We start from the raw sequence: 21,061 nt of genomic DNA, 5'->3' as shown, positions 1-21,061 counted from the left end.
CTCCTATCCTGTCACATTCTTCATTATTTTATCACAGCAGCCTAAGAGAGCAAATCTTTCCGCTATTTGCTAAGGCAGTGCCAATGCCTGCTGAATTTCTAACTGCCCGTGCCAAGCGCTCTTCAGTTCAAGCAGCCTATACTCTTCGTTTAAGGGTCTTCTGCTGTTACAGGAACTCGTTTTTGCGCAGCTCTTGTTACGTTCTTGATTTTTTAGCAATAAAACCTTATGTAATAATATACATTTATTTCCTTGAAAGGCATATGCCGCGATTTTCAGGCATTAAAAAAAACGCAGCGGCCGGAGCCGTCGCGTTTTCGGAATTTCAATTCGATTAAAGTCCGCATTTCAATTGGGCGTTGCAGTTGGTGCAGGTATTGCAGCCGCCCATTTCTTCAACAGTCCCTTTGCGGCAGACCGGGCACGTATCGCCGATCTCAGAGCCGATGGTGACGTTGGTTGAACGCAAATCTTGGATGGTATCAATAAGGACGATCGGGCGCTTGCCTTTCACTTCTTCTTGATGCGGTTCTTCGAACGTGTTGTCTTCCGCTTTCAGCGTCAACACTTGCGAGTCGCGGCTGCCGTCGACGTAAACCGTTCCGCCTTTCGCGCCGCCTTTGTAAAGACGCTCGTAAACGCCTTCCACTTGCTCGACTGTATAGCCGCGTGGTGCGTTGACTGTCTTGGAGATGGATGAATCAATCCAGCGCTGGATGATGCATTGAACATCCGCGTGAGCTTCAGGAGCCAAGTCCATGGATGTAACAAACGCTTTCGGAAGATTTTCCTCGTCCGCTTCCGGATTGTTTTTCAAGTATTCACTTACGATATCAGCCTTGACCTCGATGAATTTGCCGAGGCGGCCGCTGCGGTAGTAAGTGAACGAATAATATGGCTCCAGGCCAGTCGAAACGCCGACCATCGTGCCCGTTGAACCCGTAGGTGCCACTGTCAGCAAATGCGAGTTGCGGATGCCGTTTTCCAGGATGCCGGCACGAATCTCTTCCGGCATGCCCTGCATAAAGCCGGTTTCCGTAAACGCTTTGCGCAGCGCTGCCGTCTCTTCATCGGTGTTGCCGATCAAGAATGGGAAGCTTCCGCGTTCTGACGCCAATTCAACCGATTCTTCGTACGCCGCTGCTGCAATGGTCTTGAAGATTTCATCGACCAATTCGTTGCCTTCAGGCGAGCCGTACTCTTTATCGCAATAAATCAATAGATCCGCAAGCCCCATGACGCCAAGGCCGACACGGCGTTCGCCGAGCGCCTGCACACGGTTTTCTTCAAGGAAGTAAGGCGTAGCGTCGATGACATTGTCCTGCATGCGGACGCCGACTTTGACCGTTTCTTTCAACGCTTCAAAATCGACTTGCTTTGTTTTCGCATCTGCGAATTGTGCCAAATTGACTGCGGCTAAGTTGCACACTGAATAAGGTGCCAGCGGCTGTTCACCGCATGGATTCGTTGCCACGACTTTTTGGCCGTAAGCTGTCGCGTTCGTTTTCGCGTTGGCGTTATCGATGAAGAAAATGCCTGGCTCTGCAGAATACGTCGCACAGACGTTGATCAGGTTCCAAAGTTCGCGCGCTTTCATCGTGCGGTAGACGCGCACTTTATGGCCTAAACGCTCCCATTCGCGAACATCTCCGACTTCCTGCCATTTTTCATTGTAAACGGCCATTTCTTCTTTCGAATAAGATTCAACCGCTGGGAAGCGCAAATCGAAATCTGCGTCTTCTTCGACCGCTTTCATGAAATCGTCCGTCAACGTGACCGAAATGTTGGCGCCTGTCAGGAATTCTTCGTTGTGAACCGTGTAGGTGCCGCCGTCACGAAGTTTCGTTTCTGCGTCGCGCATGATTTTTTCGTTGAAGCCGCCCATTCCAGGAATCGCACGGTAATTCAAGATCCCTTGGTACATCGCTTCTTCCTGTTCAGTCAACGGTTTGAATTTCAATTTTTCATGGGCCAGTTTTTTGATAGTTTCGTCTTCCGTGTTTTCGATCAAATAACGGAGGATGCGCGGGTTCTGCATTTTTGAAATGATGAATTCCGCGATATCCGGATGCCAGTCGGCAAGCATGATCATCTGCGCACCGCGGCGCGAACCGCCTTGTTCGACCAGATGCGTCAATTTCGCGATATCGTCCAGCCAAGAAACCGAACCGGAAGATTTGCCGTTTACGCCTCTTGCCAATGTATTGCGCGGGCGGAGCGTCGAGCCATTCGTGCCGACGCCTCCTCCGCGGCTCATGATTTCCATCACTTGCTTGCGGTGATCGGAAATCCCTTCGCGCGAATCAGCGACGAAAGGCATGACGTAGCAATTGAAATACGTCACATCTGTGCCGGCGCCCGCTCCGTAAAGAACGCGCCCTGCAGGAATGAATTTCAGCTCGACAAGCTGCTCGTAGAATTTATTGAACCAATGCTCGCGCTTTTCAGGAGTCGTTTCAACAGACGCCAGTCCAAAAGCATTGCGTTTCGCGATTTGTTCGTAATAGACTTCCAACGGCTTTTCGATAACATCAAGGCTGCGGTTGACGATGCCGGCTTCCATTTCTTCCGGTTTGTCGATCGCGCTGCGGTAATCTTCCTCGATCCAAACTTGCGCTGTGTTTGCCGCTTTGTCGACGGAAACGATGAAACCGAGGCCGCGTGCCGGGAATTTCGGATCTTGCTTGACGGTCAACACGACAAAGTCGCCTGCTTTGAGCGTCTTTTTCTCCGTATCCTTAAACGAATAGCGGTCGATCATCACGAGGCGTGATACCCCTTTATGCGTCGTTTTCATGTCCGGCGTGATTGCGTGGACTTGAGGGAACGACTGGATATCGCTGTTCAACGACACCGGATTTAACGAATATTTTTTTTGAGTGGCAGAAACCATTTGACATTTCCTCCTTCATATTATATGGAGTAAACACTATATATAGTATTAATACAATTCCCATCGTACTATATATTGAAACATCCCTGCAATAACAAAATTTTGCTGGTTTTTCCGTGAGACGTCTCAAAGCTGAATGTGCAACGGTTTCTGCCAAAACCTACACTATAAAATGAGTCTTTAGACTCCTTATGTGCGAAAATTCCAATCATCATTGCCGTAGCGTTCTTCTTCGATTTTTTTCACTTCGGCGAGCTGGCTTTCCGATAATTCGTATGGCGTCAATCGGATCGCTAAAGCCTTTTCGAATCCGGTTCTGAATGCGGGAACACATTGCTCCACGGTGACGCCTTCCTCGAGCAGCGAATTGATCGAGACGGCTTTTTCCGGAATTTTTTTGCGCATCCGATCTTTCGAAGCCTCGTCTTTGAATTTGAACACCGATAATAATTTTTCAGCGTCCAAGTCGATCAAGATGGCCCCATGCTGCAGAATCACCCCTTTTTGGCGCGTCTGGGCACTGCCCGCCACCTTTTTGCCAGCAACGACCATTTCATACCAGCTCGGTGCGTCAAAGCACACCGCACTTTTCGGTTTTTTCAAATCCGCTTTTTCAGTTTCACTTTCGGGAATCGAAAAATATGCGTCAAGCCCCAAATTCCGAAAGCCTTCCAACAAACCTTCACTCAGCACCCGGTACGCCTCCGTAACCGTCTCTGGCATATCTGGATACCTTTCGCTGACAATAATGCTGTACGTCAGCTCATGCTCGTGCAGCACGCCTCTGCCGCCGGTCGGACGGCGAACAAAGCCAAGGCCGAGTTTTTTAACGGCCTCCATATCGATTTCCTGTTTGACTTTCTGGAAATAGCCGATCGACAGCGCCGCCGGCTCCCAGCCGTAAAAACGGATAACCGGCGGAATCAGCCCTTCGCTATGCCAATTCAGCAGCGCTTCATCGAGCGCCATATTAAAAGATGCCGGCGCTTTGCCGGTATCGATGAACAACCATTCTTGAAAATTCACAAGATCGCCCCCTAAATTCTTTAATTAGTGTAACATTGCCATTGAATAAGAGTCACTCCATCTTTTATAATAAAGAGAGAATAGAAAGGGGCAAGATCATTGGATTTTCTTTTCATCACTTTAGGCGTTGTAGTTGCAGTGCTCATCTTTGCTGCAATTTCATACTTCCGCATCAAAAAATCCGTAACCACATTGACACAGGAACAATTTATTGAAGGCTACCGCAAAGCGCAGCTGATCGATGTGCGTGAAGCGAAAGATTTTGCAAACGGCCATATCCTGGGTGCGCGCAATATTCCGCAAACACAATTGAACCAGCGCTACAAAGAAATCCGCGCCGACAAACCCGTTTACATTTACGACCAGAACGGTGTTCGCAGCGGCCGCGTTGCGTTATTTCTGAAGAAAAAAGGCTACGACCAATTATACCAATTGCAAGGCGGCTTCAAACAATGGAGCGGCAAGGTCAAAATCAAATAATGAGCTAAAGCCTTTCCCGATTGCGGAAAGGCTTTTTTTATTGGAATAAAATCGGGTGAGAAGCGTATTTTGCCTGTAACGGGGCGTATTTCAAGGTTTATAGAGCGTATTTCGCCGGTTGCAGAGCGTATTTGATTCGCAATGGAGCGTATTTCGAGATTGCAGAAAACTTCCTGCCCATAACACGGCGCCAGAGCTTGAGAAGTGGATAAATATGCAATGCCCTCTGACAGCCATCCGATAAACCCAAAAATGCCCCTCTGAAATTTCAGAGGGGCTAAAATATATTATTCAGCTTTCGTGTAGCGCAGAACCGGTTTGCGGGCAGCCTGTGTTTCGTCCAGGCGCTTGATCACCGTCGTATGCGGTGCATTCTGCACGATTTCCGGATTGTCTTCGACTTCCTTGGCAATCTGGATCATCGCATCGATGAACGCGTCCAAGGTCTCTTTCGACTCGGTCTCAGTCGGCTCGATCATCATGCCTTCCTCAACGTTCAGTGGGAAATAGATCGTCGGCGGATGGTAGCCGAAATCAAGCAGACGTTTCGCCATATCCAATGTACGTACGCCCAATTTTTTCTGGCGGCGGCCGCTCAAGACAAATTCATGCTTGCAATGGCGGTCGTACGGCAGATCAAAGAATGGCTGCAGTTTGCGCATCATGTAGTTGGCATTCAATACCGCGTACTCCGTCACGGCTTTCAAGCCATCCGGCCCCATCGAGCGGATGTACGTGTATGCACGGACGTTGATGCCGAAGTTGCCGTAGAACGGTTTGACGCGTCCGATGGTTTCCGGGCGGTTGTAGTCGAACGTGTAAGCATCATCTGTTTTCACCAGCACAGGGCTTGGCAAATAAGGAATCAAATCTTTATGGACGCCGACTGGCCCAGAACCTGGTCCACCGCCGCCATGCGGTCCTGTGAATGTTTTATGCAAATTCAAATGGACCACATCAAAGCCCATGTCGCCAGGGCGAGCTTTTGACATAACGGCGTTCAAGTTCGCGCCGTCATAATACAGTTTCCCGCCGACTTCATGGATGATTGCCGCCATTTCAAGAATCTGTTCTTCGAAAAGGCCCAATGTATTCGGGTTCGTCAGCATCAATGCCGCTGTATCGTCTCCGACTACGCGTTTCAAATCATCAAGATCCACAAGCCCGTGTTCATTCGACTTGACCGTCACCGTTTCAAAACCGGCAACCGTAGCCGAAGCAGGGTTTGTACCGTGTGCCGAATCGGGCACGATGACTTTCGTGCGGTTCATGTCGCCGCGTGATTCGTGGTATGCACGGATCATCATCAATCCTGTCCATTCACCGTGTGCACCCGCTGCAGGCTGAAGCGTCACTTCGTCCATACCCGTGATTTCCTTCAAATGCTCTTGCAGGTCGAACATCAATTCCATCGCGCCTTGGACAGTAGACTCGTCCTGCAACGGATGGATATTCGCGAATCCAGGGTAGCGCGCGACGGATTCGTTGATTTTCGGGTTGTATTTCATTGTGCAGGAACCTAAAGGATAAAAGCCTGAATCGACGCCGTGGTTGCGTTTCGACAACGCCGTGTAATGGCGCATGATGTCCAGTTCGGATACTTCCGGCAAGTCGGCTGCTTCTTCGCGAATCAACCCCGCAGGCAAGATATCGTTCAAGTCGATTTCCGGCACATCCAATTCTGGCAGGCTGTAGCCTACGCGGCCTTCTTTCGTCATTTCAAAGATGAGTGGTTGGTTATCTTTATGCATGAGTAGCCCCCATTTCCTGCACTGCTGCAGCAAGTTCCTGCACGAATGCATCAATCTCTTCTTTTGTTCGCTGTTCGGTTACCGCGATCAGCGTATGGCCTTCAAGTTCCGGATAGCTGCGTCCGAGATCGTAGCCGCCGATCATGCCTTTTTCGAGCAAACGCGCATTCAATTTTTTCGAAGGCGTTTTCGTTTTCACAGTCAACTCGTTGAAATGAGCCCCGTCAAAAATCACGTCAAAGCCTGCTTCTTTTAATTGCTGCTTCATATAATGCGTTTTGGTAATGTTCTGTACAGCGATTTCTCGCGCGCCTGCCTTGCCAAGTGCGGTCATCGCCACAGAAGCAGCCAACGCATTCAATGCCTGATTCGAACAGATATTTGAAGTCGCTTTATCGCGTCGGATGTGCTGCTCGCGAGCTTGCAGCGTCAAAACGAATCCGCGGCGGCCGTCTTCATCGACCGTTTCCCCGACTAAACGCCCTGGAACTTTGCGCATCAATTGTTTCGTTACTGCGAAATAGCCGCAATGCGGTCCGCCGAACGCTTCTGAGATGCCGAACGGCTGTGCATCGCCGACCGTGATGTCAGCGCCCAATTTGCCTGGAGGTGTCAATGCGCCAAGGGCCAATGGGTTTGCCGAAACTGCGAACAATGCGCCCGCTTCATGGATGATCGGCTCTAGCGCCTTCAAGTCTTCCACTTGGCCGAAGAAGTTCGGGTATTGCACCATGACCGCAGCTGTATCGCCGTCGATCATTTCTTTCAACGCTTCAAGATCGGTATGTCCGTCTTTCAACGGGATTTCTTCAACAGCAATTGATTGCCCCAAAGCATACGTGCGAACGACATCGCGTGTTTCCGGATGGACAGCGCGCGATACGAGGATTTTTTTGCGGCGCGTGTGTCCAGCAGCAAGCATTCCCGCTTCCGCTAAAGCTGTACCTCCGTCATACATCGAAGAGTTCGCCAGGTCCATCCCCGTCAATTCGCTGATCATCGTTTGGAATTCGAAAATCGCCTGCAGCTCGCCTTGTGAGATTTCCGGCTGGTAAGGTGTATAAGCCGTATAAAATTCAGAACGTGAAATGACGTGGTCGACGATGATTGGTTTGTAATGATCGTAGACACCCGCTCCAAGGAATGAAGCGTAGCGGTTGGTATCCGCATTTTTCGCTGCCAATTGTGCCAGTTCTTTCGTCAATGAAGATTCCGATTTTGCGGCTTTGATCTTGTATTCGCCTTTAAAGCGAACTTTCTCCGGAATGTCTGCAAAAAGCTCATCAATCGACTGGATGCCGATTACGTCCAGCATTTCTTTTTCATCTTGAGCTGTCATGGGTAAATAGCGATGTTTCATAGAGTGCAGTCCCCTTTTCAAATGAGATTATTTTGATCGTTTATAAAATGGCGTTTCAACAGTTTTCGCTTTCAGGCGTTTATTGCGGATTTCCACTTCAAGTTCTGTGCCAAGTTCAGCAAATTCACGGGCGACCAGCGCGAGGCCGATGTTCTTTTTCAAGGTAGGAGATTGCGTGCCAGTCGTCACTTCACCGATTTCCTCGCCATTCGCGAATACTTTATAACCGTGGCGCGGGATGCCTTTGTCGATCATTTCAATGCCTACAAGTTTGCGCGGGATCCCATCAGCTTTCTGGGCTGCAAGCGCTGCTTTGCCGTTGAAATCCTGCTCTTTGTCCAATTTGACGACAAAATTGATGCCAGCTTCCAGCGGCGAAATGTCTTTTGTCAATTCCTGGCCGTAAAGCGCCAGGCATGCTTCAAAGCGCAATGTATCGCGTGCCCCTAAGCCCGCAGGCAATGCGCCGTCTTCTTTGCCTTCTTCCAAAATCTTGTCCCATAACGCCACAACGGCTTCCGGGCTTGCATAAATTTCAAAGCCATCTTCACCGGTATAGCCCGTACGGGATAATAAGACCGGATAGCCGCCAACTTCAACGTCGGCTTTGAAACGGAATGGCCGGATCGAAGACAAATCTTCTTCCGTCAACCGCTGAAGAATCCCAGCTGCCTGGGGTCCTTGGAAAGCCAATAAGCCATAATTTTCAGATTCGTTTTTGAGAACGACGCCATCTCCGGCGTTTTTTTGCATCCATTCAAAATCTTTTTCGATGTTCGAAGCGTTAACGACCAGCAGGTAATCATTGTCGGCCAGTTTGTAGACCAGCAAATCATCCACTGTTCCGCCGTCTTCATAGCACATTGCCGTGTATTGGGCTTGTCCGTCTTTGATCTTGGAAACGTCGTTTGTCACCAAGTTCTGAAGAAACTCGAGGCTGCCTTCGCCTGACACAAAAATTTCGCCCATATGGGATACATCAAATAATCCAGCTTTCGTTCTTACTGCTTCATGTTCTTCTTTGATGCTCGAAAATTGGACCGGAAGTTCCCAACCGCCAAAATCGATCGTCTTACCGCCATACTTTGAATACGCCTCAAAAAGAGGTGTGCGCTGCAATTCTCCCATTCGTCTTCCTCCTTGGATGTCAAATTCCACAAAAAAAGGACAGAGATTCCCCTGGAATAGGGAAATCTCTGTCCTGGAACCTGAAAGTTTACCTTTACGGCTTTCCTCTTTGGTAGCTGCTGAGCAGCGTTCTCCAGAGATGCGTCCTGCACGAGTCTTTTTGCCTGAGAGATTCATGACATATTGTCATTTGCTCCTTCGGCGACGCTTTCGCGTTCTCTCCCCGTGCACTCATCCGCCCAAATCAAATGTTTGGTCCAAACCGTTATACAGAATAGTATAACTTTGTCTATATCCTAACATTGTATAAGCGGAAGCGCAATCTTTTTTAATAGAACTAATCAAACACGAACGATTATTAATTTGACAATCAAATCATTCGCCTTTTAGGCGGTTTACTTGAAAAGCAGCGTATTGCGTAATCTGCCGCAGCGTGCGAAACTCCGTGCGGATTGTGATATGCGCCGCTTCTTTATAAAAACGGTACCGTTTTTTAAACATCGCTTCAATCTCTTCCCGAGATGAGTTGCGGACAATCGGCCGGTTCGGATCTTTATGGATCCGCCGCCAAATCTCCCGGAATGGGGCGTCGAGGAAAAGGACCAGCCCTGTCGCCCGCATGATCTTGCGATTTTCTTCACGCATCGATACACCACCGCCTGTGGAAACGATGCAATTGTCGTGACTGAAATTCTTCAAAAACTCTGTTTCGAGATCCCTGAAATGTTCTTCGCCAAACTGCGCAAAGATTTCGGGGATCGCCATTCCAGTCTGCCGGACGATTTCCTTGTCCATATCATAGAAAGGGACTTTCAATAAAAAACTGAGCCTTCTGCCGACGGCACTTTTGCCGCAGCCCATAAATCCGACCAAATATATTCTTTTCATCTTACCACCCATTGCATCCTGCTACTCAGGTATTTTATGTTGCGCGATTTCTTCTAGTAGTTGTATCGTAGCATGTCTGTGCAAATTTTCCAAACTGTCATACGTCTTATATTGAATAATATAAACAGTTACTGCGTGCGACATGAGGATAAGGGCAGAAAGGAAAAAGACTGCGGACACTGGATAAATCGAACCTTTTTCGCATCTAAGGCTGCGTGAAAACATATTCCTCCTCCAAAATTATGCCATCGGTGAATTCTACTTGCAGCAGCAGGCTGTGGCCGCGCAAAGAAAAACTGGTCTTTTTGACGCCCGTCAGCATGACTTCATGCCCTTTCTGAAAATACTGCTTGCGGATGACCTTGTCATAGCTTTCAATATCGTATTCATCTATCCCTCGGACAATTCTTACGCCGGCGCCAGTATTGATGATCACAAGCGATTCTGCGCCCGATAAATAGCTTTGCAATTCCCCTGCAAACAAAAACCATTCCGCTGCCCGGGGATCGGCTTCTTCGAAAAAGCCCCGCATAAAAACAAAGAATAAGACAATGAGCGGCAGAAATATCATTAGCAGCAGCAGCTCAAAAAGCGAGGTGAGAAACGTAAAGCCTTTTTCGTCCGCCACTCGGTTCATTCGATGCATTCCTTTTGCTCTTTATTCCGGGAATCATCGTAATACACACAAAGCTGTTCTGCTATTTCCCATCGGTAAAGTATACCTCCGGATTTCCGCTCACCCCTTGCTACGCCATATCCCGCAATCTCAATTGCGGCTTCATGCAAGGTTTCATAAGCGGCGAGCCGCTCTTTTTTCGCGTGGAGCGATTGCTGCAGCCCTTGCATCACAGGAAGCAGCGTGCCGAACATCATGAAAAGCATGGCCAGGCTCAGCATTGTTTCCGGCCATGAAAAACCGTTTTCATCCAGAAAACACCAGCCTCCCTTTGCCGATATGGACGATCAGCGATTTCTCGCCATCGCTCGTATCGAATAATAAGGTGCCCGCAGCCGTAACAGAACCGTTGGCAGAAAAAGACACCGCCTTCAGATTGCTGGCAGCTTTCAGTTTGACGGTTGCCGGCAGCTTGCGCGGGGGCAGTATCGCTTTGAATGACTGGACGACTTCATATCGCCCTTCCGTTTCCCGAAATACCACCATAACCGGTGCCTTCGTCCGATACGATTCGCTCTGCGCATAATAGATGTCGCGCATCAGATTGTCGAAAAAGCGGTCTTCTTCCCTGTCCGTCGCCATTGCTTGATATGACGGCACGGCTATCAGCGATACCGTCATCAGTAAACCGAGCACCAGCAGCATTTCCAGCAGCGTAAAGCCATTTTGCTTTAAGAGGCTGTCGATGACACGACACCGTCAATTGAGATATTAATGGTGTCGCCGTTCGGGCAGCTTGTCTCGCCATCTTTCAAATATCCGTTTGACACAAGGCTTTCCAGCGTCGGCACCGCCTTCTCATCCATGCGGTAAGATTCAACTTGCCCTTGAACCATGTGGACAAAAGCTTTGCAGCCTTTTTCATCGACCGATGCTGATTGTTTGGTGACATTGGGAATGGCGATGGCAATCAAGACAGTGATGATCAGCATGACGATAAGCATTTCAATAAGTGTAAATCCTTTTTGATTTTTAATAAAACGCATGGTTTTTCCCCCTTAGATAGTGTGGACCAAATTGTACATCGGCAGCAGAATCGCTAAATAAGCACCGATAATGCACGCCGCAATCATGATGAAAAAAGCAGGCTGGATAATTTTCAAGAGGCGCTGTGTCTGGGCTTCGATCCTCTCCATCATCACTTCGCTGTAAAGGATCAATTCCTTGCCTAAAAATCCGGCCATCTCTCCGTGCTGGACAAACGCCGCCATATCTGGCGCGAAAAACGGATGTCTTCGCAATGCATCGGACAACGGCACGCCTGTCACGACTTCGCTGCGGCATACTTCCGCCATGAATTGGATAATCGAATGGTGATTCTGTTTTTGCAGCAGCTGCAGCGATTCCTGCAGCGAGATGCCGCTGTGGAGCAGCGTTCCCAGTTCCCGCGACAGCAGATGCGACCAATAGAAAACCATGGTCTTGCGCAATACAGGAAGACGCGTCAGCCAAGCGATTTTTTGCGCCGGCCCCATTTTCCTCAACATCGCCGCAAAAGCAGACGCGCCGATGCCGGCAATAGCAAAACAGCTGATGAACAAATCCGGAAGGTTCAGCAGATAGGCCGGCACACCCGCCCCTTCACCGTCTGCGTTCAGCGAGGCCATCAGCTTTTCAAGGTTCGGCACATAGCTTGTGCGGAAAAACAGGAACAAACCGGAAGTGAAGAACAGCAGCGAGACGGGATAAACCAAAATATTGCGCAGCTTTTTCTGAACTTGTTCGGTCCGGGAAAAGCTTTTTGAAATGCTGTCAATCGATTCCGGAAGCCGCCCGTGGTGCTCGGCTATTTCAACCGGGAATAGCACATTGTCTTTAAAGCCCAGGAATTTCAAGATCTCCGCCGCGTTTCCGCCGCCCTTTAGAATCGATGTCACGCCGTTCAATGCTTCATCCAGTTTTGGCGTGTGCATCGGCAGCAAAAGCGTCAGCGCTGTCGGCAGCAGATAGCCTTCCCGTAAGAGGACGGCTAGCCGGGACAGAAAATTCTCGCGGTCACGGAAGATAATCCGCTTATTTCTCTGCAGAAGCTTCAAGGGCACCGATTTTCACCCCCTCACGGATCTGGCCGCCAAACGATAAATGCTCGGGCAATACATACAGCTGCTGATTTTTTGCGGACTGCAGCGCTTCATCGAGCCGTTCTCCATGGAGAATTTCATACAGTGCCCGGTAAGCGGCACTGGACTGTTCGATATCCGCGTAGACCGGCACTATGCGCTGTGCGGAAATGGCAATAAGCGTTTGGGCCATGTCTTCAAACGACACGCCAAGATCGTGCAGGCGGTGCAGACAGCCAACTGAATGGCGCGCATGGATCGTCGAAAAGACCAAGTGGCCGGTTAACGCAGCCCGTACGGCAATTTGGGCAGTGTCAGCGTCGCGGATTTCGCCGATCATGATGATATCCGGATCGTGGCGCAAAATGGCTTTCAGGCCGGCCGCGTAGCTGAGCCCAGCTTTTTCATTTACTTGGATCTGCAGAATCGACTGGTTCTTGCGCTCGACCGGGTCTTCCAGTGTGATGATATTGCGGTTGAGTTTTTCTGCGCAATGCTTCAATAGCGAATACAAAGTCGTGGATTTTCCGCAACCGGTCGGGCCAGTTAGCAGTATCAGCCCTTGGTCCGCTTCCGACAATTTTTCCAGCAGCCGTGCGGAATCCCGAAAAGCGGCCAATTCATGGATGCTGCGCGCCACTTCTTCTGCCATCACACGGATGACAATGCTTTCTTTCGTCAAGACAGAAGGCAGCGTTGATATTCTAAAATAATATGGAAGTTCTTGAATCGGGAGATGGAAAGAGCCGGTTTGGGGTTTTCTTTTTTCGCTCATATCTAAAAGGGAAAGGTATTTGAAATAGGCAATCATGCGATCACCGAGGTCAAGGGGGATTTTCATCACTTGCCGCAACGAGTGGAACGTGCGGAAAGAGACGTCGTAGCCGGTCGGGCCGGGTTTGATGTGGATGTCTGTGGTGCCGCTCTCTGCCGCTTGGGCGAGCAGCTGAATGCATCTGCGTTCAACGATTTCCTGCATAGCCGCCTCCTGTCCTGAGTTTTGAACAAGAGCCGCCGCCCTGTTCCCCCATAGTATAACCGGCGTTTTTTCAGAAGGAAATAGAATGTGCCAAAATAAATTTTTGATCGCCGTATCCGTGCCAAATCTCATTTTCCACAATATTTTTAACCTTACCTATTTACAGAAGTTGAACAAATGATTTATCAAAGTCGATATGAAGCAAAACAGCTACGCTTGCCGCGGGCGAGCGCCAAGCCTCCTCAGTCGCTTCGCTCCTTGCGACGAAGCGCATAGCGTTGCAGGAGCAGTAAGGTTTTCTCCGCTGTTTTGCTCCATATCGAGAGATATCTTAGCAAAGGCGCGTCAAAGGGCTGGGCAAGGAGATGGCCAAATGGAATTTGGAACATTTCCTTTGCTTCGAAGCTAGCGCAGCGATACAGAAGCAGAAAGTTCTTAGCAATGAGACGAGTGTTCTTCTCGGCTCATAGCGAGAGCCAAGGAGGTGCCGGGCACTTTTGGCAACTCCTTTGCGACGAGCTTGCGCAGGAGCAATAGTCTTTGCTCTGCCCAAAGCTTCCGAAGCGGTATATAAACTCGAAATTATTTCAAATTAAACACCTTGGAAAATTCATACACTTGTTTGTCACAAAGAATCGTCATCTCGCTGTTTACACATTCACTCCGTTTCCTATATAATAAATAAGAGATTATTGTGTTGTGGCAAAGGAGGGATTACCCATGGATAAGATGTTCAAATTAATGGGATGGTGGACTGGCATTTTTGCAGTTCTGTTTTATGTAGGCGATATGGTGGAAGTATCATTATTAATGGTCGCTAACACTGGATTTTTTGTACTTCTTGGATTCTTAAATATTTCTGAACGCATGTACATGTACATTTTCGCAGCTTACTTAACTGTATTCTTCGTAGGATTCACGTATTACACAACGTTCATCCATATTCCCGGAGCTGGACATTAATTAACGAAATCAAAAGCAAAAAGCGGCCAACTTTGGCCGCTTTTTTATTATGCATTTTTTAACCGCGCAAGAATGGATTTGATTGTTTCTCTTGCTCTGGTGTCGTTTCCGGCCCGTGGCCCGGGTAAAGGATCATGTGCTCCGGCAACGTCAATAACGAGTCATTGATCGACTGCAGGAGCTTCTTCTCAGAACCGTCTACAAGATCCGTCCGCCCGATGCTGCCGCGGAACAATGTATCGCCGACTATCGCAAAGCCTTCTTTTCCGAACGAATAAGACACGCTTCCTGGCGAATGGCCGGGTGTATGGAAAACATCCATCTTGAAGCCGTTGATTTCCAGCTGCTTTTCTCCGTCGAGCAGAATATCCGCATCTTTCAACCGGTAATCAGGCACCATTGAATACTTGCCTGAACCGTTCAGATTGGGCTTGCCCAGCCATTCTTTCTCCAGCTTATGCAGATAGGCGGGAATTTCGTATTTCTCCCTTAGCGTGTCGACAGCTCCAATATGATCGAAATGCGCGTGCGTCAATAAAATCGCCACTGGCGTCAATTGTTTTTTCTGAAGAAACCCGATGATTTTATCCGCTTCTTCGCCCGGGTCGAAAATCAGGCATTCTTTGGCATCATTCGAAATGATGTAGCAATTGGTTTGGACCGGTCCTAATTCCATTTGGTTAATTTTCAGCATTTTCTTCACCTCGGTTTAAATTATAGCATTTCAGAGTTCATCGGTCTGACAATATTATCTCTCGACAAACATCCGGAATTTCTTTACAATAAAAGAGAAGAAGACGGCACTGGCTGTTAAAGTTGAAGGGAGTGTCATAGATGAACTTGCTTATGGTTATTTTTGGTCTAATTGCTGTATTAGCGGCGATTGGCTCTGTACAAACCTTAAAAAACAAAGAAATTTTAGGATTCCTTTTTAACTTCGGTACGTTTGTGATTTTCGGTGCTTTCACAGTAGCGACCATCATTACACAAGGATATCCACCAAGCCTGCACTAATCCCTGAAAGCTGATGCGTATGCATCGGCTTTTTATTTTTTCTAAAAACAGGCTGTGAATGATCACATGAAAAAAGCGTCCCGCACATATTGTACGGGGACGCTTTTTATTGAAGTTTATTTTATTCTTTTGTTTCAGCTTCTTTTTGGAGCTGCTCTTGTTCAAGCTTGGCTTCTTCTTCCTCAGTCAAAATCAATTGGCCGTTCTTCTCATCATAGAATCTGAGCAAATCGCCATTGATGATTGATTCGGAATAATCGAGTTCCTGCAGAGCCGGCTCAATGAAAGGCTGGCATTGCGCCATGTCCGTTTCTTCCCCGGTTTCGCTGTCGTAGCAGACATTGCCTGCATAGACATTTTTGTCAGTGACGAATCGTCCATCACGGAACACGACGAATTCTTCATGCTCTTTAGAAAACAGATCGCCGCCGAACTGCATGTCTTTTTCAGTTTCTATGCCAAGCAAGTGCATGATTGTCGGGCGCATATCGATTTGCCCGCCAACTTCTTCTTCGACATAGCCTTTATCGGATCCCGGGATATGCACGAAGAATGGCACTTTTTGCAGCTGTGCAGACTCATAAGGCGTAATTTCTTTGCCCAGGTATTGCTGCATCGCTTCGTTGTGGTTTTCTGAAATGCCGTAATGGTCGCCGTACATGACGATTACGGAGTTTTCGTAAAGGCCTTTCGCTTTCAATTCATCGAATAGCGTTTTCACTGCTTCATCCAGGTAGCGTGCTGTCTGGAAGTAACGGTTCAATGTGCCTGAATTCGAATCGTATTCGTCGATCAGCATGTCTTCTTCATCCAAGTAGAACGGATGGTGGTTGGTCAGCGTCAGCATGCGGCTGTAGAACGGTTCCGGCATTTCAGCCATCAGGTCAACCGACTGTTCCATGAACGGAATATCTTTCATGCCCCAATTCACGGCGTCGCCTTCACCGACTGTATAGCTTTCAACGTCCTGAAATTCTTCGATATTCAGCGATTGGTACATCATATCGCGGTTCCAGAAACTCTTCGTATTGGCATGCTGCACAGCCGTGTGGTAGCCGTTTTCTCCTAGGCTTTCAGCCATGGAATTATACGTATTGCCGCTGTGCGTGAAGAACACCGCGCCTCCGCTTAACGGATACAGTGAGTTCTCCAATAGGAATTCCGAATCGGACGTTTTCCCGAGTCCGGTTTGGTGATAGAAATTCGGGAAATAAATCGTGTCGTCATCTTTCGTCAATTCGTTGAGGAAAGGCGTGACCGTCTGGCCATTCATTTCTTCATTGATGACGAACGACTGAAGCGATTCGAGCGTTACGACAATCAAGTTCTTGCCTTCTGCCGCTCCGAACATTTCTTGGGATGGATCCGGCTGGTTCGATTGCACATAGCTGTTCACTTCGACAAGCTCAGAGCCGTCAGCGAGTGCACGCTGCGCCTGAGATTTGGATTGGATGTAAATATCGTATAAATGGTAATTGTACATGCCGATATTTTTTACCAGCATTTCGCGGTCGAAACTGCGCGTCAATAATTGAGGGCGCTCCGTTTCTGCCAAGCCAAGGTTAAAGAACAGCACAGCTGCAGATAAAATCAGGTACGATTTACGCTGGGCAGCTGTCAGGTCTTTCGCTGAAGGTTTGATGTTCAGCAACTTGATGGCAACAAAAATGATGATGACATCTGCAAAGAATACGATGTCTGTCCAGAAGATGCTTTCTGAAGCACTTGACCCCAAGTCACCGAAGTTATTGGTCTGAAACAGGACTGGAAGCGTGATAAAATCGCTGAAGAACCGATAAAAAGCCACATTGCCATACAAGATGATCGACGTGATAATCGCGACCGACATAATGTATCGGTTTTTCACCTTATCGCTCTTGAAGAACAACGAAATCCCGTAAACGAACAACAAAAGGCTCAGCGGGTTGAGAAATAATATAAATTCCTGCAATGCATTATCAATGGTAATGGAAAAACTCGTTTTATAAACAATATAAGTTTTGAGCCAAGTAGCTATGATGGCGATTGCCAGGATAGAATGTTTAGGCCATTCCTTTTTAAACATCCGGCATATCCTCCTTTTATTAAAAATCATGTTTTATTAATGAAAATCATACTTTACAATATCTTATTGCGTCCTTTATGTCCACTCTACAAACCTGCGTTATACTGATGAGATGCTTCTATAATAGGACTCCCCGTTATAAGACGTTTCAAACCTCGAAACGTTTCACTTTTTTTGAAATTTATTTTTTTCGGCTTGAACTTTTTTGCCTTAAAATCAACAAAGCTGTTGAATATTCTTTCGGCGTAATAAATTGCAAGCGGTACAACTCCTTGATCTCATCTTCCATCATTTCCAGGTCTGCCTGGTAATCGCCGGTATATATGAACGTACCATAGCGCTTCAACAATTGCATCACATCATATAATGTCTTCAACGCGGCACCTTCCCCGTTTCAATATAACCCTTTTCCGTATAAATGCCTTCCACAGGAATATCATGAGCTTCGGTTTCGATTGCTTCTGCCAATTGGACACCGAATGCAAGCGACCTCGTGTGCCCACCGTATCCTGCAAGATAGCGGTCGTAATAACCGCCCCCAAAACCGATGCGGTAGCCCTTCCGGCAATAAACGACGCCTGGCACGATCATCAAATCGATTTCATCGGGTGCGGCGTAGCGCGTAATAGAGGTCTTCGGTTCTTGTAAATTCATGTAAACTACTTCAAGTTGGCTAAAATCATCGATGATGTAAAAATCCATGCCTCTGCTTTTTGGAATGCATTTCGGCACAGCCGCTTGCTTCCCTTCCTGCCAGATCCGCTCGATGAGCTTTTTCGTGTCAACTTCAGGATGAGCCGAAATGGTCAGGCCGATAATATTCGCGGATTTAAAAACAGGATCCGCAGCCAAGCCCTCAATAATTGCCGCCGACATCGCCGTATGTTTTTCTGCATCAATTTCTTTCAGTTTCGCCAATACCAAATTCCGTTGCGCGGATTTCTCCATAACCCAATCTTCCTTTCCTATGTATATTCTTTCTTTATATAGGGCCGGGCTCATGTGTCGCCTGAACACAGCCCTATATAAAGAAAAAAGCCAAAACCCCTTGAGGTTTTGGCAGTCAAACAATTACTTCGTTTCACGGTGTAGAGTCATTTTCTTTTCACGTGAGCAATATTTTTTCATTTCAAGACGCTCAGGGTTGTTGCGCTTATTTTTAACAGTGCTGTAGTTACGTTCGCTACATTCTGTACAAGCTAAAGTGATGTTAACACGCATCGGTATCCCTCCTAATTCTTTCAAAGATCGGTTGTAAATAAGCATGATCTATACGACTTAATAATTATAGCACATCCAGCCGGAAAGTCTACCGATATTCCTCAACTTTTACCGGCTCCTGCAAAAATAAAATTCCCCGGCCCAACTGTCCGGGGAAAGATCTTATTTATTTAAATCGTAATGGCGTCCGCGTACAAGGTAGAACAGCTGCTCTGCGATATTCGTTGCGTGGTCCGCTGAACGTTCCATATAGCGGCAAACGAACGCGAGCTGGGTGATCTGGTTGATCTTGTCGGGGTTTTGAGCACCCGCCAGCATCAATTTATTGATGACTTCTCCATATAGCGCATCAACTTGATCGTCAAGTTCAGCAATTTCTTTTGCCTTGATGATGTCTTCTTCGACGAACGCTTCGATGACTTGCGTCAACATCGCTGTCGCCAAAGCGTGCATTTGCTGGATTTCATGGATTGGCGAAAGCAATTCCTCTTTGCCGATGCGGATCGTTTCTTTCGCGATATTGACCGCGTAATCACCGACACGCTCCATGTCTGTTGCCACTTTGATGATAACAATCAGGCGGCGCAAGTCTGTTGCGACCGGCGATTGTTTGGCAATCAGCAAAATCACGCGGTCATTGATTTCTTCTTCCAGCTGGTTGATGTCCGCGTCGTCTTCAATCACTTCAAGCGCCGCGTCGATATCGTGTGCAGCAAGTGCATTGACTGCTTTCGTCAATGCGTTTACCGCCATATTGCTCAATAAAATCAGCTGCTCTTGGGCAGAGTTTAATTCGTAATCGAATTTTTCGCGTACTGACATTTTTCTATTCCTCGCTCTCTTAGCCGAATCGGCCTGAAATATAGTCTTCGGTCCGTTTATCGGACGGATTGGAGAAAATCGTATCAGTGTCGTCATATTCGATTACTTCCCCGTTTAAAAAGAACGCTGTTTTATCAGAAATCCGTGCTGCTTGCTGCATATTATGCGTGACGATGATGATGCTATAGTCTTTTTTCAATTCCTGCACCAGTTCTTCGATTTTCAAAGTGGAAATCGGGTCCAATGCTGAAGTCGGCTCATCCATCAAGATGACATCCGGCTCAATCGCCAATGCACGCGCGATACAGATCCGCTGCTGCTGGCCGCCTGATAGGCTATAGGCATTCTCGTCAAGACGGTCTTTTACTTCTTCCCAAATTGCTGCGCCGCGAAGACTCTTCTCCACGATTTCGTTCAGGATTTTCTTGTTTTTGATGCCATGGATGCGCGGGCCGTAAGCAATGTTGTCATAAATCGATTTCGGGAACGGGTTCGGCTTCTGGAACACCATGCCGACCCGTGTGCGCAATTCTTCCACGCCATAATCCTTATCGAAAATATTGCGGTCGCGATATAAAATTTGGCCGGAAGTCTTAACCGATGGCACCAATTCAACCATGCGGTTCAAGGTTTTGATGTAAGTCGACTTGCCGCAGCCGGACGGTCCGATAATGGCCGTTACTTCGTTTTCTTTAATGTCCAAATCGATGTTCTTGAGGGCGTGGTTATCTCCGTACCAAAGGTTCAGCTGTTTCGTTAAATAAACAGACTTTTTGTCCGTTTTTTGGACAGGCTCTTTTTTTGTTATAGACGTTTTAATCGTTGTCATGTTGAAACCCCTTCCGCATAAAGTGCTTTAATAGCGTTTTTGGAATTTATTGCGGATGATGACCGCAATTGAATTCATGATCAGCAAGAAAATCATCAAGACGATAATCCCTGCTGCAGCCACCACTTGGAATTCTTGCTGCGGGCGGCTTGCCCAGTCGTAAATTTGAATCGGCAAGGCTGTAAATGTATCGAATACACCTTTTGGCAAAAACTGGATGATAACCGGTATACCAACCACGATTAGTGGTGCTGTTTCCCCGATGGCGCGCGATAATGCCAAGATACTGCCTGTTAAAATACCAGGAACTGCTGTAGGTAAGATGATGTTAGCTACAGTTTGCCACTTTGTTGCGCCCATGCCAAGCGAGGCATCCCGTAATTCTTTTGGTACTGCACGGATTGCTTCTTGTGAAGCGACAATGATGACCGGTAAGATCAAAAGACTCATCGTGAACCCGGCGGCAAGTATGCTATTGCCAAGTGCCATGGCACGAACGAAAATAGTTAAACCCAAAAGTCCGAAGACTACAGACGGTACGCCTGCCAAATTTGAGATGTTCAGGCGGATAAATGTTGTCAAGCGGTTTTGTTTAGCGTATTCCTCCAAGTAAATGGCAGAACCGACTCCGAGAATAATTGAAGTCGGTGCGACGACCGCCATCAGCCAAAGCGAACCGACTAGCGCAGCTTTAATGCCGGCCTGTTCCGGGAATCGTGAAGCGAAATTCGTCAGGAAGTCCAGCGACATGTGGCTAGCCCCTTGAGATATGATGCGATATAACAAAACAACCAATGCCAGAAGTGCCAAAAGGGTTGCTGCCATGAAAAGCCCTTTGAAAATTGTGTTGACTACCAAACGGCCGTTCATGCGTTTAACTACTTTTTCCTGTTCGATGTATCTCAT

The 21,061-nt window shown here is 47.7% G+C and carries 23 protein-coding genes and 1 riboswitch; of the genes, 3 read left to right on the top strand and 20 right to left on the bottom strand.

Annotated features, from left to right (window positions below; translation table 11 throughout):
- Positions 1-334: 334 nt before the first annotated feature.
- Together QMA09_RS06840 and QMA09_RS06835 are read right to left on the bottom strand one after the other, a co-directional pair.
- Complete coding sequence (locus QMA09_RS06840) at positions 335-2,893, bottom strand: vitamin B12-dependent ribonucleotide reductase (RefSeq protein ID WP_290212529.1); 2,559 nt, start codon at positions 2,891-2,893, stop codon at positions 335-337.
- A 189-nt stretch (positions 2,894-3,082) separates the two neighbouring features.
- On the bottom strand, positions 3,083-3,862 hold the full coding sequence (locus QMA09_RS06835; RefSeq protein WP_416145529.1) for a lipoate--protein ligase family protein: 780 nt from the start codon (positions 3,860-3,862) through the stop codon (positions 3,083-3,085).
- Positions 3,863-4,018: 156 nt separating this feature from the next.
- On the opposite strand from QMA09_RS06835, the gene QMA09_RS06830 reads away from it, so the two are divergent.
- Positions 4,019-4,399 (top strand): rhodanese-like domain-containing protein, encoded by a 381-nt coding sequence (locus QMA09_RS06830; RefSeq protein WP_290212527.1) that lies wholly within the window; start codon positions 4,019-4,021, stop codon positions 4,397-4,399.
- A gap of 287 nt (positions 4,400-4,686) precedes the next feature.
- Here the strand turns inward: QMA09_RS06830 and gcvPB are convergent, their stop codons facing one another.
- From gcvPB to comGA, 10 genes are all read right to left on the bottom strand, one after another.
- Positions 4,687-6,150: an aminomethyl-transferring glycine dehydrogenase subunit GcvPB gene (gcvPB, locus tag QMA09_RS06825; RefSeq protein ID WP_290212526.1), complete on the bottom strand. Its 1,464-nt coding sequence runs from the start codon at positions 6,148-6,150 to the stop codon at positions 4,687-4,689.
- Positions 6,143-7,510: an aminomethyl-transferring glycine dehydrogenase subunit GcvPA gene (gene gcvPA, locus QMA09_RS06820; protein ID WP_290212525.1), complete on the bottom strand. Its 1,368-nt coding sequence runs from the start codon at positions 7,508-7,510 to the stop codon at positions 6,143-6,145. Before gcvPA ends, gcvPB begins: the two co-directional genes overlap by 8 nt.
- Before the next feature lie 27 nt (positions 7,511-7,537).
- On the bottom strand, positions 7,538-8,638 hold the full coding sequence (gene gcvT / locus QMA09_RS06815; RefSeq protein WP_290212524.1) for a glycine cleavage system aminomethyltransferase GcvT: 1,101 nt from the start codon (positions 8,636-8,638) through the stop codon (positions 7,538-7,540).
- 142 nt (positions 8,639-8,780) lie between these two features.
- Positions 8,781-8,873: riboswitch (glycine riboswitch) on the bottom strand.
- Between the two features lie 140 nt (positions 8,874-9,013).
- Positions 9,014-9,526, bottom strand: coding sequence for a shikimate kinase (locus tag QMA09_RS06810; RefSeq protein WP_290212523.1), 513 nt, complete (start codon positions 9,524-9,526; stop codon positions 9,014-9,016).
- Between the two features lie 205 nt (positions 9,527-9,731).
- On the bottom strand, positions 9,732-10,163 hold the full coding sequence (gene comGF, locus QMA09_RS06805) for a competence type IV pilus minor pilin ComGF (RefSeq protein WP_290212522.1): 432 nt from the start codon (positions 10,161-10,163) through the stop codon (positions 9,732-9,734).
- Positions 10,160-10,408: a hypothetical protein gene (locus QMA09_RS06800; RefSeq protein ID WP_290212521.1), complete on the bottom strand. Its 249-nt coding sequence runs from the start codon at positions 10,406-10,408 to the stop codon at positions 10,160-10,162. Before QMA09_RS06800 ends, comGF begins: the two co-directional genes overlap by 4 nt.
- Before the next feature lie 40 nt (positions 10,409-10,448).
- Positions 10,449-10,889, bottom strand: coding sequence for a competence type IV pilus minor pilin ComGD (comGD, locus tag QMA09_RS06795; RefSeq protein ID WP_290212563.1), 441 nt, complete (start codon positions 10,887-10,889; stop codon positions 10,449-10,451).
- On the bottom strand, positions 10,874-11,188 hold the full coding sequence (comGC, locus tag QMA09_RS06790) for a competence type IV pilus major pilin ComGC (protein ID WP_135501250.1): 315 nt from the start codon (positions 11,186-11,188) through the stop codon (positions 10,874-10,876). The genes comGD and comGC overlap by 16 nt, the downstream gene beginning before the upstream one ends.
- Positions 11,189-11,200: 12 nt before the next feature.
- The gene (comGB, locus tag QMA09_RS06785) at positions 11,201-12,244 is read right to left on the bottom strand and encodes a competence type IV pilus assembly protein ComGB (protein WP_290212520.1); all 1,044 of its coding nucleotides are present in this window, start codon (positions 12,242-12,244) and stop codon (positions 11,201-11,203) included.
- The gene (comGA, locus tag QMA09_RS06780; RefSeq protein WP_135501255.1) at positions 12,216-13,241 is read right to left on the bottom strand and encodes a competence type IV pilus ATPase ComGA; all 1,026 of its coding nucleotides are present in this window, start codon (positions 13,239-13,241) and stop codon (positions 12,216-12,218) included. Before comGA ends, comGB begins: the two co-directional genes overlap by 29 nt.
- Positions 13,242-13,961: 720 nt before the next feature.
- Here comGA and QMA09_RS06775 point away from each other — a divergent pair.
- Complete coding sequence (locus tag QMA09_RS06775; RefSeq protein WP_135501257.1) at positions 13,962-14,204, top strand: DUF2626 domain-containing protein; 243 nt, start codon at positions 13,962-13,964, stop codon at positions 14,202-14,204.
- Between the two features lie 58 nt (positions 14,205-14,262).
- Here the strand turns inward: QMA09_RS06775 and QMA09_RS06770 are convergent, their stop codons facing one another.
- A complete protein-coding gene (locus QMA09_RS06770; RefSeq protein ID WP_290212519.1) occupies positions 14,263-14,898 on the bottom strand; it encodes an MBL fold metallo-hydrolase in 636 nt (211 codons plus the stop codon).
- A 140-nt stretch (positions 14,899-15,038) separates the two neighbouring features.
- Here QMA09_RS06770 and QMA09_RS06765 point away from each other — a divergent pair, with 140 nt between their 5' ends.
- The gene (locus tag QMA09_RS06765) at positions 15,039-15,218 is read left to right on the top strand and encodes a DUF2759 domain-containing protein (RefSeq protein ID WP_135501260.1); all 180 of its coding nucleotides are present in this window, start codon (positions 15,039-15,041) and stop codon (positions 15,216-15,218) included.
- 121 nt (positions 15,219-15,339) lie between these two features.
- On the opposite strand, the gene QMA09_RS06760 is transcribed toward QMA09_RS06765, so the two are convergent.
- The 7 genes from QMA09_RS06760 to pstA form a co-directional block, all read right to left on the bottom strand.
- Complete coding sequence (locus tag QMA09_RS06760; RefSeq protein ID WP_290212518.1) at positions 15,340-17,283, bottom strand: LTA synthase family protein; 1,944 nt, start codon at positions 17,281-17,283, stop codon at positions 15,340-15,342.
- A 181-nt stretch (positions 17,284-17,464) separates the two neighbouring features.
- The gene (locus QMA09_RS06755; RefSeq protein ID WP_135501264.1) at positions 17,465-17,659 is read right to left on the bottom strand and encodes a YqgQ family protein; all 195 of its coding nucleotides are present in this window, start codon (positions 17,657-17,659) and stop codon (positions 17,465-17,467) included.
- Entirely contained in the window at positions 17,656-18,231 is a 576-nt protein-coding gene (locus tag QMA09_RS06750) for a 5-formyltetrahydrofolate cyclo-ligase (RefSeq protein WP_290212517.1), read from the bottom strand. Before QMA09_RS06750 ends, QMA09_RS06755 begins: the two co-directional genes overlap by 4 nt.
- A 123-nt stretch (positions 18,232-18,354) precedes the next feature.
- Positions 18,355-18,504, bottom strand: a complete 150-nt coding sequence (rpmG, locus tag QMA09_RS06745) for a 50S ribosomal protein L33 (RefSeq protein ID WP_036809376.1) — start codon at positions 18,502-18,504, stop codon at positions 18,355-18,357.
- A 162-nt stretch (positions 18,505-18,666) separates the two neighbouring features.
- Entirely contained in the window at positions 18,667-19,326 is a 660-nt protein-coding gene (gene phoU / locus QMA09_RS06740) for a phosphate signaling complex protein PhoU (protein ID WP_290212516.1), read from the bottom strand.
- Between the two features lie 19 nt (positions 19,327-19,345).
- The gene (gene pstB, locus QMA09_RS06735) at positions 19,346-20,155 is read right to left on the bottom strand and encodes a phosphate ABC transporter ATP-binding protein PstB (RefSeq protein WP_290212515.1); all 810 of its coding nucleotides are present in this window, start codon (positions 20,153-20,155) and stop codon (positions 19,346-19,348) included.
- Between the two features lie 27 nt (positions 20,156-20,182).
- On the bottom strand, positions 20,183-21,061 hold the full coding sequence (gene pstA, locus QMA09_RS06730; RefSeq protein ID WP_290212514.1) for a phosphate ABC transporter permease PstA: 879 nt from the start codon (positions 21,059-21,061) through the stop codon (positions 20,183-20,185).

Origin of the sequence: Planococcus sp. APC 3906 (assembly GCF_030407685.1) — a bacterium.
GTDB classification, from domain to species: domain Bacteria; phylum Bacillota; class Bacilli; order Bacillales_A; family Planococcaceae; genus Planococcus; species Planococcus koreensis.
The sequence above is the reverse complement of the archived record's forward strand: the minus strand, read 5'-3'. Positions and strand labels throughout refer to the sequence as shown.

Excerpts from the sequence above, each read along its gene's own strand:
- QMA09_RS06840 (WP_290212529.1), bottom strand. The coding sequence starts at position 2,893 with ATGGTTTCTGCCACTCAAAAAAAATATTCGTTAAATCCGGTGTCGTTG.
- QMA09_RS06835 (WP_416145529.1), bottom strand. The coding sequence starts at position 3,862 with ATGGCGCTCGATGAAGCGCTGCTGAATTGGCATAGCGAAGGGCTGATT.
- gcvPB (WP_290212526.1), bottom strand. The coding sequence starts at position 6,150 with ATGCATAAAGATAACCAACCACTCATCTTTGAAATGACGAAAGAAGGC.
- gcvPA (WP_290212525.1), bottom strand. The coding sequence starts at position 7,510 with ATGAAACATCGCTATTTACCCATGACAGCTCAAGATGAAAAAGAAATG.
- gcvT (WP_290212524.1), bottom strand. The coding sequence starts at position 8,638 with ATGGGAGAATTGCAGCGCACACCTCTTTTTGAGGCGTATTCAAAGTAT.
- QMA09_RS06810 (WP_290212523.1), bottom strand. The coding sequence starts at position 9,526 with ATGAAAAGAATATATTTGGTCGGATTTATGGGCTGCGGCAAAAGTGCC.
- comGF (WP_290212522.1), bottom strand. The coding sequence starts at position 10,163 with ATGAACCGAGTGGCGGACGAAAAAGGCTTTACGTTTCTCACCTCGCTT.
- QMA09_RS06800 (WP_290212521.1), bottom strand. The coding sequence starts at position 10,408 with ATGCTTTTCATGATGTTCGGCACGCTGCTTCCTGTGATGCAAGGGCTG.
- comGC (WP_135501250.1), bottom strand. The coding sequence starts at position 11,188 with ATGCGTTTTATTAAAAATCAAAAAGGATTTACACTTATTGAAATGCTT.
- comGA (WP_135501255.1), bottom strand. The coding sequence starts at position 13,241 with ATGCAGGAAATCGTTGAACGCAGATGCATTCAGCTGCTCGCCCAAGCG.
- QMA09_RS06775 (WP_135501257.1), top strand. The coding sequence starts at position 13,962 with ATGGATAAGATGTTCAAATTAATGGGATGGTGGACTGGCATTTTTGCA.
- QMA09_RS06770 (WP_290212519.1), bottom strand. The coding sequence starts at position 14,898 with ATGCTGAAAATTAACCAAATGGAATTAGGACCGGTCCAAACCAATTGC.
- QMA09_RS06765 (WP_135501260.1), top strand. The coding sequence starts at position 15,039 with ATGAACTTGCTTATGGTTATTTTTGGTCTAATTGCTGTATTAGCGGCG.
- QMA09_RS06760 (WP_290212518.1), bottom strand. The coding sequence starts at position 17,283 with ATGTTTAAAAAGGAATGGCCTAAACATTCTATCCTGGCAATCGCCATC.
- QMA09_RS06750 (WP_290212517.1), bottom strand. The coding sequence starts at position 18,231 with ATGGAGAAATCCGCGCAACGGAATTTGGTATTGGCGAAACTGAAAGAA.
- rpmG (WP_036809376.1), bottom strand. The coding sequence starts at position 18,504 with ATGCGTGTTAACATCACTTTAGCTTGTACAGAATGTAGCGAACGTAAC.
- phoU (WP_290212516.1), bottom strand. The coding sequence starts at position 19,326 with ATGTCAGTACGCGAAAAATTCGATTACGAATTAAACTCTGCCCAAGAG.
- pstB (WP_290212515.1), bottom strand. The coding sequence starts at position 20,155 with ATGACAACGATTAAAACGTCTATAACAAAAAAAGAGCCTGTCCAAAAA.
- pstA (WP_290212514.1), bottom strand. The coding sequence starts at position 21,061 with ATGAGATACATCGAACAGGAAAAAGTAGTTAAACGCATGAACGGCCGT.